Source organism: Microbulbifer sp. THAF38, assembly GCF_009363535.1.
Taxonomy (GTDB): domain Bacteria; phylum Pseudomonadota; class Gammaproteobacteria; order Pseudomonadales; family Cellvibrionaceae; genus Microbulbifer.
Window position 1 is genome coordinate 44,155 of sequence record NZ_CP045369.1, and the last position, 15,348, is coordinate 59,502.

The 15,348-nt window shown below is 45.9% G+C and carries 16 protein-coding genes; 11 read left to right on the forward strand and 5 right to left on the reverse strand.

The genetic code is table 11. The features are described from left to right. Positions 1 to 34 precede the first annotated feature (34 nt). Positions 35 to 436, forward strand: coding sequence for a hypothetical protein (locus FIU95_RS00175; RefSeq protein ID WP_152450342.1), 402 nt, complete (start codon positions 35 to 37; stop codon positions 434 to 436). Positions 437 to 489: 53 nt separating this feature from the next. Here the strand turns inward: FIU95_RS00175 and FIU95_RS00180 are convergent, their stop codons facing one another. The 3 genes from FIU95_RS00180 to FIU95_RS00190 form a co-directional block, all read right to left on the reverse strand. Further along, entirely contained in the window at positions 490 to 1,008 is a 519-nt protein-coding gene (locus FIU95_RS00180; RefSeq protein ID WP_152450344.1) for a hypothetical protein, read from the reverse strand. A gap of 86 nt (positions 1,009 to 1,094) precedes the next feature. After that, positions 1,095 to 2,042, reverse strand: a complete 948-nt coding sequence (locus FIU95_RS00185; protein WP_152450346.1) for a LysR family transcriptional regulator — start codon at positions 2,040 to 2,042, stop codon at positions 1,095 to 1,097. Further along, positions 2,035 to 2,589 carry a gamma carbonic anhydrase family protein gene (locus tag FIU95_RS00190; RefSeq protein WP_152450348.1) on the reverse strand — a complete coding sequence of 185 codons (555 nt, stop codon included), beginning with the start codon at positions 2,587 to 2,589 and terminating at the stop codon, positions 2,035 to 2,037. Before FIU95_RS00190 ends, FIU95_RS00185 begins: the two co-directional genes overlap by 8 nt. 65 nt (positions 2,590 to 2,654) lie before the next feature. Between FIU95_RS00190 and FIU95_RS00195 the strand changes: the two genes are divergently transcribed. Genes FIU95_RS00195 through FIU95_RS00205 form a run of 3 tightly spaced genes read left to right on the forward strand, consistent with a single transcriptional unit; the run spans position 2,655 to position 5,844 of the window. Continuing rightward, on the forward strand, positions 2,655 to 4,703 hold the full coding sequence (locus tag FIU95_RS00195; protein ID WP_152450350.1) for a M3 family metallopeptidase: 2,049 nt from the start codon (positions 2,655 to 2,657) through the stop codon (positions 4,701 to 4,703). A gap of 35 nt (positions 4,704 to 4,738) precedes the next feature. After that, positions 4,739 to 5,014 (forward strand): YheV family putative zinc ribbon protein, encoded by a 276-nt coding sequence (locus FIU95_RS00200; RefSeq protein WP_152450352.1) that lies wholly within the window; start codon positions 4,739 to 4,741, stop codon positions 5,012 to 5,014. After that, on the forward strand, positions 5,014 to 5,844 hold the full coding sequence (locus FIU95_RS00205) for a hypothetical protein (protein ID WP_152450354.1): 831 nt from the start codon (positions 5,014 to 5,016) through the stop codon (positions 5,842 to 5,844). Before FIU95_RS00200 ends, FIU95_RS00205 begins: the two co-directional genes overlap by 1 nt. Positions 5,845 to 6,178: 334 nt before the next feature. Here the strand turns inward: FIU95_RS00205 and FIU95_RS00210 are convergent, their stop codons facing one another. Further along, positions 6,179 to 7,519, reverse strand: a complete 1,341-nt coding sequence (locus FIU95_RS00210) for an MATE family efflux transporter (protein ID WP_253868769.1) — start codon at positions 7,517 to 7,519, stop codon at positions 6,179 to 6,181. A 787-nt stretch (positions 7,520 to 8,306) separates the two neighbouring features. Between FIU95_RS00210 and coxB the strand changes: the two genes are divergently transcribed. From coxB to FIU95_RS00230, 4 genes are read left to right on the forward strand one after another with little or no spacing between them, the layout of a single operon-like run. Beyond that, on the forward strand, positions 8,307 to 9,452 hold the full coding sequence (gene coxB / locus FIU95_RS00215) for a cytochrome c oxidase subunit II (protein WP_152450356.1): 1,146 nt from the start codon (positions 8,307 to 8,309) through the stop codon (positions 9,450 to 9,452). Between the two features lie 18 nt (positions 9,453 to 9,470). Then, the gene (ctaD, locus tag FIU95_RS00220) at positions 9,471 to 11,021 is read left to right on the forward strand and encodes a cytochrome c oxidase subunit I (protein ID WP_152450358.1); all 1,551 of its coding nucleotides are present in this window, start codon (positions 9,471 to 9,473) and stop codon (positions 11,019 to 11,021) included. Between the two features lie 18 nt (positions 11,022 to 11,039). Further along, entirely contained in the window at positions 11,040 to 11,612 is a 573-nt protein-coding gene (locus tag FIU95_RS00225; protein WP_152450360.1) for a cytochrome c oxidase assembly protein, read from the forward strand. A gap of 6 nt (positions 11,613 to 11,618) precedes the next feature. Then, positions 11,619 to 12,509 (forward strand): cytochrome c oxidase subunit 3, encoded by an 891-nt coding sequence (locus FIU95_RS00230; protein ID WP_152450362.1) that lies wholly within the window; start codon positions 11,619 to 11,621, stop codon positions 12,507 to 12,509. A gap of 54 nt (positions 12,510 to 12,563) precedes the next feature. On the opposite strand, the gene FIU95_RS00235 is transcribed toward FIU95_RS00230, so the two are convergent. Then, positions 12,564 to 12,803 carry a DUF2909 domain-containing protein gene (locus FIU95_RS00235; RefSeq protein ID WP_371416952.1) on the reverse strand — a complete coding sequence of 80 codons (240 nt, stop codon included), beginning with the start codon at positions 12,801 to 12,803 and terminating at the stop codon, positions 12,564 to 12,566. Positions 12,804 to 12,821: 18 nt separating this feature from the next. Between FIU95_RS00235 and FIU95_RS00240 the strand changes: the two genes are divergently transcribed. Genes FIU95_RS00240 through FIU95_RS00250 form a run of 3 tightly spaced genes read left to right on the forward strand, consistent with a single transcriptional unit; the run spans position 12,822 to position 15,338 of the window. Further along, complete coding sequence (locus tag FIU95_RS00240; RefSeq protein ID WP_152450366.1) at positions 12,822 to 13,568, forward strand: SURF1 family protein; 747 nt, start codon at positions 12,822 to 12,824, stop codon at positions 13,566 to 13,568. Positions 13,569 to 13,578: 10 nt separating this feature from the next. Beyond that, positions 13,579 to 14,220 (forward strand): hypothetical protein, encoded by a 642-nt coding sequence (locus FIU95_RS00245; protein ID WP_152450368.1) that lies wholly within the window; start codon positions 13,579 to 13,581, stop codon positions 14,218 to 14,220. Between the two features lie 23 nt (positions 14,221 to 14,243). Then, a complete protein-coding gene (locus tag FIU95_RS00250) occupies positions 14,244 to 15,338 on the forward strand; it encodes a heme A synthase (RefSeq protein ID WP_253868771.1) in 1,095 nt (364 codons plus the stop codon). Positions 15,339 to 15,348 lie beyond the last annotated feature (10 nt).

The following is a 15,348-nucleotide window of genomic DNA, read 5'->3' on the forward strand; positions in this document are numbered from 1 at the left end:
AGTCATAACAACAAAAATTAACGGGGTACTGGCTGTGCGCGAGTGGTTGCGTAATCTTTCTATGTGTTTTGCGGTGGGTTGTTTCGGCGGCCTCTGTTATGCCTTGGGCCTGTGGGCTATGGGCAGCTACGGGTTTACCCGCTGGTTGGGGGTCGATTTGGCACCGCACCTCAGTAACGCTTATCTCTACCAGCGTATCGTTTGGGGCGGGCTCTGTGGTCTGTTGTTCTTACTCCCCTGGCGCAATGCCTGGCTGTTGCGCGGTGCCCTATTGTCACTGTTACCGGCCGCTTTCCTGCTGTTCTACCTTTTGCCCCAGCGTGGCTACGACTATGGCGCTTTTGTGTTGGGAACCTTGACTCCGCTAGTGATTGTGCTCGCTTGCGCTATCGGCGGTATCGCCGCATCGGCACTGCTGCGGCTACAGGGCAAGTAAAGTACACCAAGGTAAATAAATACCGCCGCGAGTGATTGCGGCGGTACCTCCAATCAGGCCTCAAATTCAATTTCGATAAGGCTGCAGCTCTGGGTGTGGCCCATGGCTCTCTTGATGGTGGGATATACAGAGGCGGTAGCGACACTGACGCCCAGCTCGATACGCTGTTTTTTATCCAGCTGCTCAGAGATACGCTGGTCCAACTGTGGATCTATATTTTTGTAACTGGCCAGTGCGGTGGCAAAGTCAAAAATATCCTTGAGGTGTTCCGGTAAATTACTGCCGCCCTGAATACAGGCCTTCACCAGTTGCGCTGCGACATCGGCCTCCAGTGCCATTCGCACATTGAGTTGCAGGCATGCACCGCAGTCCGCTACTTGCATGGCGGCCAGCTTGCTCACCCAAAAGACCTCCAAAGATAAGAACTCCCGGTGCATTGATAGGGGCTGGAACTGTGCGAATTTCTCAAAGCCCTCGGGAGATGAGCGTAAAAACTCTTTCAGATACTCCATGTCGTAGCGATATTTCTTGGAGAAAGCATCCATTTCTTTTAGCTGCTGTTGTTCTGTCATCTCGGTGGCTCCTGTAGCCGGTGATAGAAATTCGGACCTCATCGGTCCAGCTGCCAAGTTTTATCGGGAAATTTGTTAGATAAAAATTAGATGCTATCGGTTTGACCGATAGGTGGGCTGTAATAGTTGCCATACAGGCGCCGAGCTTCCCGAGCAAACCAAAGGCCGGCTTTTCCCTGGGCAGTTTTGGCTGACCAGAGCAGGTCGACATCCAGGCTCCAGGCACTCAGTGCGCTGGTGAGTTTCAACTCCACCAGTTTGCCACTCTTCAGGAAAGGGCGAGCCAGCTCATAGGGCGCGTTGACCCAACCGATGCCTTTGCAAGCCAGATCCAGGGCCTGCAGCAGGGAATCGCAGGTCCATACCTGTGCTGAAAGCTGCCAGCGCTGCTGGTCCTCCGCCATGGCCGTGATGATTTGCCGGTGGCGTGCGGCCTCATGGAGGGAGGTGGGTTGCAGGCGTGCCAATGGATGGTCTGGTGTGGCGAGGCAGAGAATTTGTTGGCGTCCGAGCGTGTTGAATTCCAGTGCGCCGGGATAGCTGCCCCCGCTTGCCACAAACGCAAAATCGGCCTCTCCGTTGTTGATGCTTTGCACCGCTTGTTGATGACTGGCACTGCGCAACTGGAGTTGGGTGTGGGGGAAACGCTGGCTGAAGCTTGCCAACACATCGTTGAGGCGGTCGGGCATCACCAACTCTTCAAACAGGATACGCAGTAGGGCTTCTTCGCCGCTTTGATAGGAATCCGCGGCCTGCTGAAAACGCTGCAGCTGCCCCAAGGCCTGGCGGGCCAGCGGCAATAGGGCCGTAGCTGCGGCCGTGGGCCGCGGAAATTTTCCGCTGCGATCGAAAAGGTCGAGCCCCAGGTCCAACTCAAGATTTTGGATACAGGTACTCACCGAGGACTGGGCGCGCCCCTGTTCCCGGGCAACAGCGGAGAAAGAGTCCAGCTCGCAGGCGCGCACAAAGGTATGCAGTTGATCGGTATTCAGGTTGAGCATGGAGGTCGAATCGCCCGGTGATGAGTTATTCACTATCTTGACGCAGATATTGATCCTTCAGGTTCACATAGTTTTGCGCAGAATAATTGAAAAACGCCTTCTCCTTGTCAGATAGCGGGCGTGCCTTGCGGCAGGGAGAGCCCACATAGAGGTAGCCGCTCTCCAGGGTTTTGCCTGGAGGTACCAGCGCGCCTGCGGCCAACACCACTTCGTCTTCTATCACTGCACCATCCAGTACAATGGCGCCTATGCCGATCAAAATCCGGTTGCCGATGGTGCAGCCATGCAGGCAGGCCTTGTGACCGATCGTGACGTCTTCACCGATCGTCAGCGGCCAACCCTCCGGGTTAAACGGGCCGGCATGGGTGATATGCAATACCGCTCCATCCTGGACACTGGTGCGTGCACCAACCTGAATACGATGCATGTCCCCGCGAACCACCGCCATGGGCCATATGGAGCAATCATCACCCAGAGTGACATCACCGATCACAACCGACTGTGGGTCAACAAAAACGCGTTGGCCGAGTTGCGGGGTTTTCTCGCTCACAGAATCGTTGTGGCTGCGCAGTGGGGACATAAAGAAGCTCCTGTACAATGAATCCTCTATCATAGCTGTATCCTTTTTCCAGCACAGGGTCCCGTATGTCCAATCCACTGTTGAATATCCCTCTTCTCCCGCCGTTCAACCAGCTGCAGCCCGAACAGGTGGAGCCCGCCATTGCAAAGCTCATTGAGGACTGTCACAAGCAGTTGCAGAGTGGCTTAGAGAACCCCGATTGGGAGAGTACCCTGAAGCCACTAGAGCAGGTTCAGGATCAGCTCAATCGTGCTTTTTCACCGATCAGCCACCTCAACAGTGTGTTGAGTGGTGAGTGGCGAGCGCCCTATGAGGCGGCGCTGGCTCAGGTTACTGCCTATTGGACTGAGCAGGGGCAAAACCGCGAGCTGTATGAGGTATATCAACAACTAGCGGCATCGCCTGAATTTGCGAATTGGCCACAGCCGCGAAAGAAATCTATTGAGCTCGGCTTGCGGGATTTCGAATTGAGTGGGGTTGGCCTGGAGGGGAAGGCGCGGGAGCAATTTGCCGCGAACAGCAAGCGCCTGTCGGAGCTCACCAGCCAGTTCGCCAATAATGTATTGGATGCTACCAATGCCTGGAGCTGGCATACCGAGGATGAGGCAGACTTAAGTGGTTTGCCGGAAACGGCTCTAGCGGCTGCGCAAGGTGCGGCAAAGGCCAAAGGCAAAAACGGCTGGGTGATCACCTTGGAGGGACCGAGCTATCTGGCGGTAATGACTCATGCGGAGAACCGAGAGTTACGTCAGCTGGTGCATACCGCATTTGTCAGCCGTGCCTCTGAGGTTGGACCCAATGCTGGTGAGTTCGACAACTCAGAAGTGATGGAGTCCATTCTGGCTCTGCGCGCAGAGCAGGCCTGGCTGCTGGGAATGACCAATTACGCTGAGTTATCGCTAGCCAGTAAAATGGCCCCAAGTTGCGAACGCGTATTGGAATTCCTCAATGACTTGGCGAAGAAAGCTAAACCTGCCGCCGAACGCGAAATGGCAGAGTTGCGCAAATTTGCCAGCGAGGAATATCAACTCGAAGAACTTCAGCCCTGGGATATCGCCTGGGTTGCGGAAAAACTCAAGCAGCAGCGTTACGCGATTAGTCAGGAGGAGCTGCGTCCATACTTCCCTTACGCCAAGGTTGTCGAAGGTCTATTTACGGTAGTGGAAAAACTCTTTGGAGTTACCGTGCAGGAAGATACTACCGTGGAAACCTGGCATAAAGATGTTCAGTTCTTCTGGCTGTATAGGGGAGGTGAGCGCATTGCGGGTTTCTACCTGGATGCTTTTGCGCGGGAGAAGAAGCGCGGTGGAGCCTGGATGGATACCGTTACCACACGCCGTCAAAGCGAAGACGGCTTGCAGCTGCCCGTCGCCTATCTGGTGTGTAATTTTAGCCCCGCAGCGGGGGACATGCCTTCACTGCTGACGCATTATGAAGTCACCACATTGTTCCATGAGTTTGGCCATGGCCTGCATCATATGTTGACCCAAATTGATGTAGCGGCGGTTTCTGGCATCAATGGTGTGGCCTGGGATGCGGTGGAAATGCCCAGTCAATTCCTGGAAAATTGGTGCTGGGAGCCGCAGGCGATCGCCATGATATCCGCACACTTCCAAACTGGAGAAGCGTTGCCGGCAGAATTATTGGAAAAAATGCTCGCGGCCAAGAATTTCCAGTCAGCCATGTTCACTGTACGGCAGCTGGAATTTGCGATATTTGATTTCCGCTTACACAGCAGTGAAGAAGCAATGGATGCGAAGAAAATCCAGCAGCTGATGAAGGAGGTGCGCTCTGAAGTAGCGGTAGTTCCTGTAGCAGAGGAAAATCGTTTCCAACATGGTTTCAGCCATATTTTTGCTGGTGGCTATGCGGCGGGATATTACAGCTACAAATGGGCAGAAGTACTCTCGGCTGACGCCTTTTCCCTATTTGAAGAAAAGGGAATATTCGATAGTGTCACCGGGGAAAGCTTTATGCACTCCATTCTTGAACAGGGCGGCAGCCGAGATGCTCTTGAGCTGTTTGTGGAATTCCGCGGTAGAGAACCCGATATTGATGCGTTGTTGCGTCATTCTGGTATTGAACAGCTAGAGTTAAATATTAGCCCGGCCTAAAAAGGCCAATAAGTCATGCATATTGAGCAGTAATCATGGTCGATCAGGAAAATTCTGACGGGCAGCAGAAAAAGCCCAAAAAACGTTTTATTGCTGGCGCGGTTTGTCCGCGCTGCAGTGAGATGGATCGAATAATCAATTATCAGGAAGATGGAAAAAATTACCGCGAGTGTGTTTCTTGCGGATTTAAAGATGAAATTCGCCTGCAATCCTCGCCCTCTGAACTTTTAACCCGAGTGAGTACCGGGCAGAGAAAGGAGGCCAGTGAAGAGCCGGTGAAATTTATTCAACCAATAAAAAAAAATAAATAGTGAAAAAGGTACTTGCAGCTATAGCCGTGCTCGCCATCACAATTGTTGTTGGCTTGTACGGCTTGAATAACTATCGAAAAACTCAAAAACAACAGCTGGAGATGACCTCACACCTTCTGGCTAGCTGTGTTAACCAGGGAATTCTCAGTCTCTTTCAACTACAGGCAAATGACTGGAGGAAAAATCCAGAATTTTATTTACAACAACAGCGTGCACTGAATGAGGCTGTTGAGGCATTGCCACAGAAAATCTTAGATGGAAAACCCTTCAAAGAGTGGAAGTATGCTGTTGATATTTGTGACAAGTTGACAAGAAATAGCAATTTACAACATATCACAATATTCAGGCCTCTTACTGATCTCGCTTCATTTGAGATGTCAGATGCCGCAACTTTTAAAAACCGTAAATCACTTAGAAAACGTAAGAAAACTATTGGCGCTTTAAGAGAGTCTGCACAGGCTGCAGATAGATACTTGAAAGATTTACGTAGCGATATCAATACTCAGGTGCAAACTTATGGTTTCTCTGCTGAGGAAAAAGCGTTCATTCAAAAGCAAATAAATACAGAAATTCTGGACTATTATCAACAGGGTAATTTTTCCCTAAATTCTGTGAATGTTTACCTGGAAAGGCTCTCCACCTTTTATAAGTTAATGGCTGAAAATCCTAAGGCCTACACGGTTCGTAGTGGAAGCTTATATTTTTATAATCCTGAATTGAGGGGTAAGGTTGAAGGGTTGAATCGAGTGATTTTGCAGGGAGAAAATGCTTTTTTTGCCAACTATACACAGATTTTAGTTAGGAAGCAGATATCAAGTCCGGGGCTCTGAAAAATGGTGAGCGGGTATTAATACATTGTTATGCCCGCTCAGTATCAACCATCCTGAGATTATTATTTTTATCTTTCGGAATTTATCATTTTGATTTATTGAGAACACGTTAAAAACTCTTTTAGCAATAATTGACCCTAAAGTTAGATAATAGTGATTTTATCTGGGTTTTCGTTTATTTATAAAAAGTATTTCCCCTATAGTAGGCCAAGCTGGATATCTTTTAATAAGTCTTAGTACAGCAATGAAGTCTCTGGATACTATCTTTTATAGGCTTACAGGTATGGGTACAATTTTTGGTGCTCCCTAAGTTTCTTGCACAGTGAGCGATAAATCATTTGGTTATCCAGAAATCGTTTATAGTGTAGTAGCGATAATAAAAAATAAGTCCCAAGGATCGTGCAATAATCCACAAAAATAGGCTGAACCATATGCCATGGTTACCCCAGTCTTGGGTCAACCACCAACTGGGAAAAAATATCAGTATCGTGGCAATAAACATAGTATCGCGCATTTGGCGGCTTTTCCCTGCCCCAATGAATACACCATCGAGTTGGTAGCTCCATACAGCCAATAGTGGCAGGGCGCATAACCACCAGTAGATTTTATTGATCTCTAAGATAACCTTAGGAAGATCAGTAAACAGTTTGATAATGATAGGCTTGCCTGTTATCAACAATAAGGTAAGAAGAGCTGCGCTCCCCAATGCCCAGATTCCGGCTGCATAAACTGTTTCTTGAAATAGTTTGTTAGATTTTTTCCCTATAGATTCACCCACTAATGCTTCGGTGGCATGGGCAAAGCCATCCAATGCATAAGAGGTCATCATCAGCAGTTGCAATAATATGGCATTTGCGGCCAGCACAGAGTCCCCTTGTGCGGCCCCCTGGGCAGTAAAGAACGTTAGGGTCAATAGCAGTAAGCAAGTGCGAATAAATAAATCGGTATTGATATGAAGCAACTCGAGCCATGGCTTCCAATCCACCCATGGCTGAAAATGTGGGGCGCGTATGTGAGTGACAATGTCCTGCCAAATCGTGTTATTCACGCGAGTTAGTAGGAATAAACCCATCACGAGTGCAAAGAAATCTGCACAGACCGTGGCTATCGCTGCGCCTTTCGCTCCAAGTCCAAAACCTAGAATAAAGAGAAAATCCAAACCAATATTTAACAGGTTGGCTACAAGCAAAATATATAAGGGAGCTCGACTATCCTGCCGGCCAATAAAAAAGCCAAGTAAGGCAAAATTCACCAAAGCTACTGGAGCACTGATTAGGCGAATTTGTAAATAAGCCGTTGCATGAGGGCTGGCATCGCTACTGGCATTCATCCAGTTGACAATGTGACCTATAAAGGGATAGGCCATCAGTTGGAGCAGGACTCCTAGGGCTAATGCCAATGTCAAAGCACGTAATAACCATTCAATACCACCATCCTGACTGCGGGCCACAATTCCCGTAGTGCCCATACGTAGAAAGCCAAAGGCCCAGAGGAGCATCGACATTACACTTGCGCCAATGGCGACTCCAGAGAGATATTCTGCTGAAGAGAGATGACCGAGAATGGCGGTATCAACAGCCCCCAATAATGGCACTGAAATATTGCTGAGGATCATAGGCCAAGCAAGATTCCAGACTCTTCCCAGATTTTTTTGCTCGACATGTAGGTAATTCATAGGGTTACTTAATAGGTTTAATCGCGAAGAGACTTCAAGTGGGGTTGAGGTATATTGCTTTTTCTGTTGCCAGGTAAAGTAAAAAGCCATACATCGAGTGACGAACCCGATTGTTAAATCCGATAAGCTAATAGGTTATGCATCTTTTGGCGCAAACTTCATTTGTCACTAAGCTGTCGATTATACCTTATTGTTCAATTACCTGATTGATGAAGAGGCTGATGCGCTAGTTGGGTTCGATTGGATCCAATTAGGGTAAGAAAATTTTCAGGGGTGAAAAACCTCATTGAGACACTGCACTATTAATCTCCTTTACATAATTTAATCGTATCGCTACAAAAAACCTGACGTAACACCAGGCTAGGAGAAACATCATTCAATATTGGTTAAATATATTTGAAATTTCCTATGAACTAAGCCTAGCTGAGCATAATTTATCGCTATATAGCATGATTGACTTTTTATCGTCAGTATGTTCCTGTTGTACCTGCAGTAGTTGCGACAAATAAAGAAACACAGGTTGTTGGTTGTACCTTCCGGGCGTCGACATCTGAAGTAAAAATTTTTTTACTAAAAATAACGAGTTGCACTGACGGCAGTATTGCGGGGAAACCTCCTCGCCCAGTGTATGTAGTCTTGTGATACTACAGTATGTCCACAAATTTCGAGTGGAATTCACCCTGAAACAGTAAGCACACAGGGCAATTTCAGTTATCCGTGAAGGCCGGCGGCCAAAATAAAATTCGGGGTTCCCATGGAAACCCGCAACCACGGAGATCTGTAGGCGATGTTGAGAGGCTTTGATCGGCTGTTCGCCTTGCTAGCCGCTTCGCTATCCGTCCAGTCCGTACTGGCGGAAGAGCAGGCTGTTGAGCGCTGGGGGGTCAATATGCCCAAAGGGGTGACGGAAGTTGCCCAAACCACCTATGAATTGCACATGCTGATTTTTTGGATCTGTGTAGCTATTGGTGTCCTTGTATTTGGTGTCATGTTTTACAGTATGTGGCGCCATCGTAAAAGCAAGGGCTACAAAGCTGCCCAGTTTCATGAAAGCACAGCTGTGGAATTAGTGTGGACAATAATTCCCACCGTTATCTTGATCCTCATGGCTATTCCTGCAAGTAAAACCCTTTATGATATTTACGATACTGATAAAGCAGATCTGGATATCATGATTACTGGGTATCAGTGGAAGTGGAAATATGACTATATCGGATCTGATGTTACTTTTTTTTCAAACCTCTCCACCCCGCGTTCACAAATAAATAACGAACAACCCAAAAATCCTAACTACCTATTGGAAGTGGATGAGCCCTTGGTTGTTCCTATCAAGAAAAAAATCCGTTTTTTAATTACCGCAAATGATGTTATTCATGCATGGTGGGTGCCTGATCTCGCAGTAAAAAAAGATGCCATCCCAGGTTTTATTAATGAATCCTGGACCCGCATTGAGGAGCCGGGAATCTATCGGGGGCAGTGTGCTGAACTCTGTGGTAAGGATCACGGCTTTATGCCGATTGTGGTAAAGGCAGTTCCTCAAGAGGAGTACAATGCATGGCTCGATGGACGTGTGGCCACAGCTATAAAAATGCGTGAGCTCACAGGAAAGACTTTTACTTTCGATGAACTTTTTGCTCAGGGCGAAAAAGTTTATAACAGCATGTGTGCGGCTTGCCACCAACCAAATGGGAAGGGTGTCCCTGGTGTGTTTCCGGCAATTGCTGGCTCAAAAATTGCGACAGGCCCACTGAATAGCCATCTCGACATAGTCATTGATGGATCTCAGGTAAATCCCGCCATGCAGGCATTCGGTGAACAGTTATCTGAGGTGGATATTGCTGCGGTGATCACTTATCAACGCAATGCCTTCGGTAATGAAATGGGCGATACGGTTCAGCCCGTTGATATCCTTAACTTCAAGAATAAGCAGTAACTGCTAGGGGATTTTAACATGGCACACGGACCTCAATCTGGCCTAAAACGCTGGCTGTATACAACAAATCACAAGGACATCGGTACCCTATACCTGTGGTTTAGTTTTGCAATGTTCTTCCTGGGCGGATGCATGGCACTCATTATTCGTGCCGAACTCTTTGAACCAGGATTACAGATAGTACAGCCAGAATTCTTTAATCAAATGACGACCATGCATGGGTTAATCATGGTCTTTGGCGCAGTAATGCCAGCATTCGTGGGGCTGGCCAACTGGATGATACCGATGATGATCGGTGCACCAGATATGGCACTACCCAGAATGAATAACTGGAGTTTTTGGATATTACCTTTTGGCTTTGCGATGTTGGCATCGACTCTCTTTATGGAAGGTGGAGCTCCAAACTTTGGTTGGACATTTTACGCCCCATTGTCGACTGAATATGCCCCTCCGAGTGTTACTTTTTTTATATTTTCCATTCACATCCTGGGAGCATCCTCAATTATGGGAGCGATTAATATCATCGCCACCATTCTGAACATGCGCGCTCCAGGCATGACATTAATGAAGATGCCACTCTTTGTCTGGACCTGGTTGATAACAGCCTACCTTCTGATTGCAGTGATGCCAGTACTAGCCGGCGTGGTAACAATGATGTTAATGGATATTCATTTTGGTACCAGCTTTTTTAGTGCTGCGGGCGGCGGTGACCCAGTATTGTTCCAGCATGTTTTCTGGTTCTTTGGGCATCCTGAGGTTTACATCATGATTCTGCCGGCATTTGGTATTATTTCAGCAATTATTCCCACCTTTGCACGCAAGCCATTATTTGGTTATAGCTCTATGGTCTATGCAACGGCCGCTATTGCGTTCCTAAGCCTGATCGTGTGGGCCCACCATATGTTTACCGTGGGAATGCCGATTGCCGGTGAGCTTTTCTTTATGTATGCCACCATGCTGATTTCTGTACCTACCGGCGTAAAAATATTCAATTGGGTTTCCACAATGTTTCGTGGCTCAATGACATTTGAAACTCCCATGCTGTTCGCAATAGCTTTTATCATTCTCTTCGCCATTGGCGGCTTCTCAGGTTTGATGTTGGCCATTGCTCCGGCGGATTTCCAATATCATGATACCTACTTTGTGGTTGCGCATTTCCATTATGTGTTGGTTCCTGGGGCAATTTTCTCCATTACTGCGGCAGTTTATTACTGGTTACCCAAATGGACCGGGAATATGTACAACGAAACCATGGGGAAAGTGCACTTCTGGCTGGCTTTTATCGGTCTGAATTTAACTTTCTTCCCCATGCATTTTGTTGGACTGGCTGGCATGCCGAGAAGAATTCCTGATTACGCTTTGCAGTTTGCCGACTTCAATCAGATGGCAAGCATGGGGGCGTTTTTGTTCGGCGCCGCCCAAGTGGTATTCCTCTTCAATGTGGTACGCACGGTGATGGGGGGCAGGAAGGCAACTGAGCAGGTATGGGATAATCCACAGGGATTGGAGTGGACAGTGCCATCACCGGCTCCATACCACACCTTTAGTACGCCTCCGGTTGTTCGTTAATTTCTGGTTGAAACACTGATGAAATTAAGCGAAAACACAAAAGTTTCTGCAAAATTGCTGGCGCTCGCCGCCAGCATGTTGGTATTCGCTATATTTGTAATGCCACCACTCTACGATGCTTTTTGTGAAATTACCGGTCTCAACGGTAAAACTGGTGGGCGTTATGAAGCTGTCCCCGCAGCTATTGATACCAGCAGATCGATCACTGTTCAGTTTGTTGCGAGTAATAACGACAATATGCCCTGGAGGTTCTCTCCCAGTGTAATGTCAGTTGAAGTCCATCCTGGTGAGGTCATGGATACCGTATTTCTTGCATTTAATCCTACAGCAAGAGATATGGTTGGCCAGGCGATTCCAAGTTTGGTTCCCTTCAAGGCTGCTGAATATTTTCATAAAACAGAGTGTTTTTGCTTCAATCAACAAATCTTAAAAGCGGGAGAAGAGGCAGAGTTGCCATTGCGATTTATTGTTGATCCAGAGATACCAAGCAGTGTAAATACCATAACCCTTTCCTACACGCTGTTCGATGTTACGGAAAGAATTTCTAAAAATACCGATAAGAATAAAGCCGTATCTGCGCGAGAGGGATAAAAAATTATGGCTAGTGAAAGCAGTTATTATGTTCCAGAGCAATCTAAGCTGCCGATATTTGCCACCATCGGTTTGTTTTTAATTGCCTTTGGGGCGGCAAATTGGATTAATGGCGGAAGTTCCTATATTTTCTTTACCGGTGCTCTAGCCTTGGCAGCCGTTTTATGGTTTTGGTTTGCTGCGGTGATTAGGGAAAATATGGCAGGACTAAATAGTGAACAATTGAAGCGTTCATATGTCTGGGGAATGGGGTGGTTTATTTTCTCAGAAGTTATGTTTTTTGCCGCATTTTTTGGAGCCCTCTATTACATAAGGAATTTCTCCGTGCCTTGGTTGGCAGGCGAAGGTGAAAGGGGAATATCCAATATGCTATGGGAGGGATTCGAGAATACTTGGCCTCTCTATGTAACACCAGATGCGGCAGCACATGGGGATACGGCCAAATTTATTGGCCCCAAAGATGTTATTGATCCATGGCACTTGCCCCTGTGGAATACGATAATTTTATTATCTTCCAGCGTTACCGTGCATTTTGCCCATGTTTATCTGAAAAAAGGTGAACGTGGAAAATTCAATCTTTGGCTGGGAGGAACCGTTCTTCTAGGTTTCATATTCCTATACCTCCAGGCGCAAGAATACTATGAAGCCTATCAGCACCTTGGTCTCACCTTAGAGTCAGGTATTTATGGTACAACATTTTTTATGTTGACTGGTTTTCATGGGGCGCATGTAACTCTTGGAACGATAATGCTACTCATTATGTTGCTACGTTCTGTGATCGCACATCATTTTAAGCCAAACGATCATTTTGGTTTCGAGGCTGCAAGTTGGTACTGGCACTTCGTAGATGTTGTCTGGGTTGGGTTATTTATTTTTGTATATGTCTTAGGCGCCTAATCTGTAACCAGATCAAAAACGCCCCAAGATGCAGTCACTTTGGGGCGTATGTAACTAATATTTATCCGTCCATGGAGCGCTGTTGACCAAAATACCACTTTCAAATCCGTACCAAATTGCTAGTAAAAGAAGTGCTGCAAGTGAAATCCTAATACCTAGCGCATAGAGGGTACGTTTTGACTGAGGAGCGCCCATATCTCGCAATAGAAAAAATAAAGCACTGGAAAGGCTTATCAGTACCGCGAGAAATAGGATCACTATAACAATTTTGAGCCACATATAATTATTTTCCATTATTTTACGTAGTAGCGCATGACAGTAGAGATACCATCAGTTTCTGCAGAAAATACCAGTGTATCACTGATTCGTAACTGGCCTATAACCTTGTTTTCAATAGGGCTAATGCCAGTTTTTGTGTTACTGGGTGCTTGGCAGCTTAATCGTGCTGAAACTAAGCAAATGATAAGCTTAGAAATAGATGCGAGAATGTCAGCTCAGCCAGTAAATCCAAAAAACGGAATTGAATTAAAGCGTTTCCTGCCGGTTAAATTAACTGGAAAATATTCCAGCAATTATTTCTTATTGGATAATCGCACCCGCCGAGGACAGGTAGGCTACGAGGTTCTGCAAATATTTATCTCTGGTAATCAACGCTGGTTGGTAAATCGAGGTTGGATACCTCTCCCAGAAAGTAGGGCTATCACTCCAGAAGTTAGCTATCCCGATGATGCAACAACAATTCTAGGATTTATATATCCAGTTGAATATTCAGAAAGTCTGTCTTCAAATGAAAAACTATTTCATCAAAGAATACAGGCTGTAAATAGGAAATTTACGGATAGTTTGGATTTAAGTTACAAAGCCTGGACTCTACGGCTCAGCGCAGATTCAGAATCATCTTTAGTAACTGATTGGAAGTTAATTAATAGTAATTCCGATCGACACATAGCCTATGCAGTGCAATGGTTTGCTATGGCAGTAGCGTTATTTATTCTTTGGTTACTTACTGCAACCAATTTTACAAGATTATGTAGAAATAGACAAAATAATAATACTTAGGGGTATGGTAATGGAAAATAGAGAAATTTCATCAGGCCTAGGGGATTCTAGGGAGAAAAAAAGTTTTTTTTCCTCAAAAAAGATACAGGGAATATCCATTATTGCCTCTGTATTGCTGCCAATGGTTGCAGCCTATATAGTTTTTTATACAGGATTGGGAGTGCCATCAGGAAAAGTTAATCAAGGTGAATTACTACAACCGCCGATTAACATTAAAGAATTAAAAGTATCTTCGTTTGGTAGTCAGGTTCCTTTGCTCGGGAATGATTCTCAAAAGTGGCGATATCTGATTCTAGATGGTTCAGATTGTAACGAAGCGTGTGAAAAACTCTTATACACCAGTCGGCAAGTACATATCCGTTTAGGTGAAAAAGCGAATAGGGTAGAGAGATTTTTGATCACTGATGAGTCTATGACCCATGAGAAACAAAAAAAACTACAAATAGATCATCCTCGACTTAAAGTTTTGCGCTTGAATGAAAGTAGCATGAATACTCTACAAGCATTAACGGCCCATCAAAATATCGATGAAACCAGAGCAATACTGATAGATCAGGATGGCTTTGCCATGATGGTTTATGACAATCAACATAGCGGAAATCAGCTACTGAAAGATATCAAACGCTTATTGAAGTACTCCTATGAGAAATAATGGAGAGTGACATGGAGTCATCAATGTATCGAGATAGTAATCAAGTAATGGATACATACTATAGCTGGCGTTATAAGTTAGCCTTGGGAGGTTGTGCGCTTGCCCTAGTTGTGGTTATTTTGGGTGCGTTTACTAGATTAGCTGATGCAGGATTGGGGTGTCCTGACTGGCCTGGTTGTTATGGCCACCTTACTTGGCCAGATGAAACCCATGAGATCCAGGCGGCTAACGCTGCCTTTCCTAATACACCAGTAGATAACAGTAAAACTTGGCCAGAAATGGTACATAGATATTTTGCTGGTACATTATTGCTATTAGTAGCATCACTTCTTTATTTATCATGGCGCAGACCAAAACAGCGAACCTTTAAACATACACATTACTTGATGGGCCTAATTATTTTACAGGCGGCTTTTGGTATGTGGACCGTAACCTTGAAGTTATGGCCCCAAGTAGTTACAGCACATCTTTTGGGGGGGATGGCAACTCTTTCCATGCTGTGGCTACTTGTTGAGAGAATGAGACATGGAGAGAATTCTTCTCTAAATAAGAAATATCATACTCTTCATAAATTATTGCCTCTTGCAATATTGACTGCACTAGTAATAACAGTACAGATTGCTCTGGGTGGCTGGACGAGTTCTAACTATGCTGCGCTTGCTTGTCCTGATTTCCCTACCTGTCATGGGCAATGGTTGCCTCAAGCTGATTTTCGAGCAGGATTTAATATCTTTCAGCAAATTGGCCCTAATTATTTGGGTGGAGCTTTGGAGAGTGATGCACGTACCGCTATTCACTTAAGCCATCGTATTGGTGCACTGCTTGTAACTTTAATGGTTGTTAGTCTGGCATATCTTACCTGGAGAGAGGGCTCACGTTCTTGGGCGATAGTATTGATTGCTTTAATAGCGTTACAGGTAAGCTTAGGTATTGCAAACGTTGTAATGTTTCTTCCACTACCAATTGCGGTTGCTCACAATGCTGGTGCTGCACTTCTTTTATTAGGGATTTTAACTTTTTGTTATCGTATTTACTCTTCAAAAACCACAGAGATCAGTGGAAACATATATAAAGCAAATTATGAACTAAACAAACCGAAGCTGACTGGCAATATGTAATAGTCAAACT

Coding starts and splice junctions, on each gene's coding strand:
- FIU95_RS00180 (WP_152450344.1), bottom strand. CDS start 1,008: ATGACAGAACAACAGCAGCTAAAAGAAATGGATGCTTTCTCCAAGAAA.
- FIU95_RS00190 (WP_152450348.1), bottom strand. CDS start 2,589: ATGTCCCCACTGCGCAGCCACAACGATTCTGTGAGCGAGAAAACCCCG.
- FIU95_RS00195 (WP_152450350.1), top strand. CDS start 2,655: ATGTCCAATCCACTGTTGAATATCCCTCTTCTCCCGCCGTTCAACCAG.
- FIU95_RS00200 (WP_152450352.1), top strand. CDS start 4,739: ATGGTCGATCAGGAAAATTCTGACGGGCAGCAGAAAAAGCCCAAAAAA.
- FIU95_RS00210 (WP_253868769.1), bottom strand. CDS start 7,519: ATGAATTACCTACATGTCGAGCAAAAAAATCTGGGAAGAGTCTGGAAT.
- coxB (WP_152450356.1), top strand. CDS start 8,307: ATGTTGAGAGGCTTTGATCGGCTGTTCGCCTTGCTAGCCGCTTCGCTA.
- ctaD (WP_152450358.1), top strand. CDS start 9,471: ATGGCACACGGACCTCAATCTGGCCTAAAACGCTGGCTGTATACAACA.
- FIU95_RS00225 (WP_152450360.1), top strand. CDS start 11,040: ATGAAATTAAGCGAAAACACAAAAGTTTCTGCAAAATTGCTGGCGCTC.
- FIU95_RS00230 (WP_152450362.1), top strand. CDS start 11,619: ATGGCTAGTGAAAGCAGTTATTATGTTCCAGAGCAATCTAAGCTGCCG.
- FIU95_RS00235 (WP_371416952.1), bottom strand. CDS start 12,803: ATGGAAAATAATTATATGTGGCTCAAAATTGTTATAGTGATCCTATTT.
- FIU95_RS00240 (WP_152450366.1), top strand. CDS start 12,822: ATGACAGTAGAGATACCATCAGTTTCTGCAGAAAATACCAGTGTATCA.
- FIU95_RS00245 (WP_152450368.1), top strand. CDS start 13,579: ATGGAAAATAGAGAAATTTCATCAGGCCTAGGGGATTCTAGGGAGAAA.
- FIU95_RS00250 (WP_253868771.1), top strand. CDS start 14,244: ATGTATCGAGATAGTAATCAAGTAATGGATACATACTATAGCTGGCGT.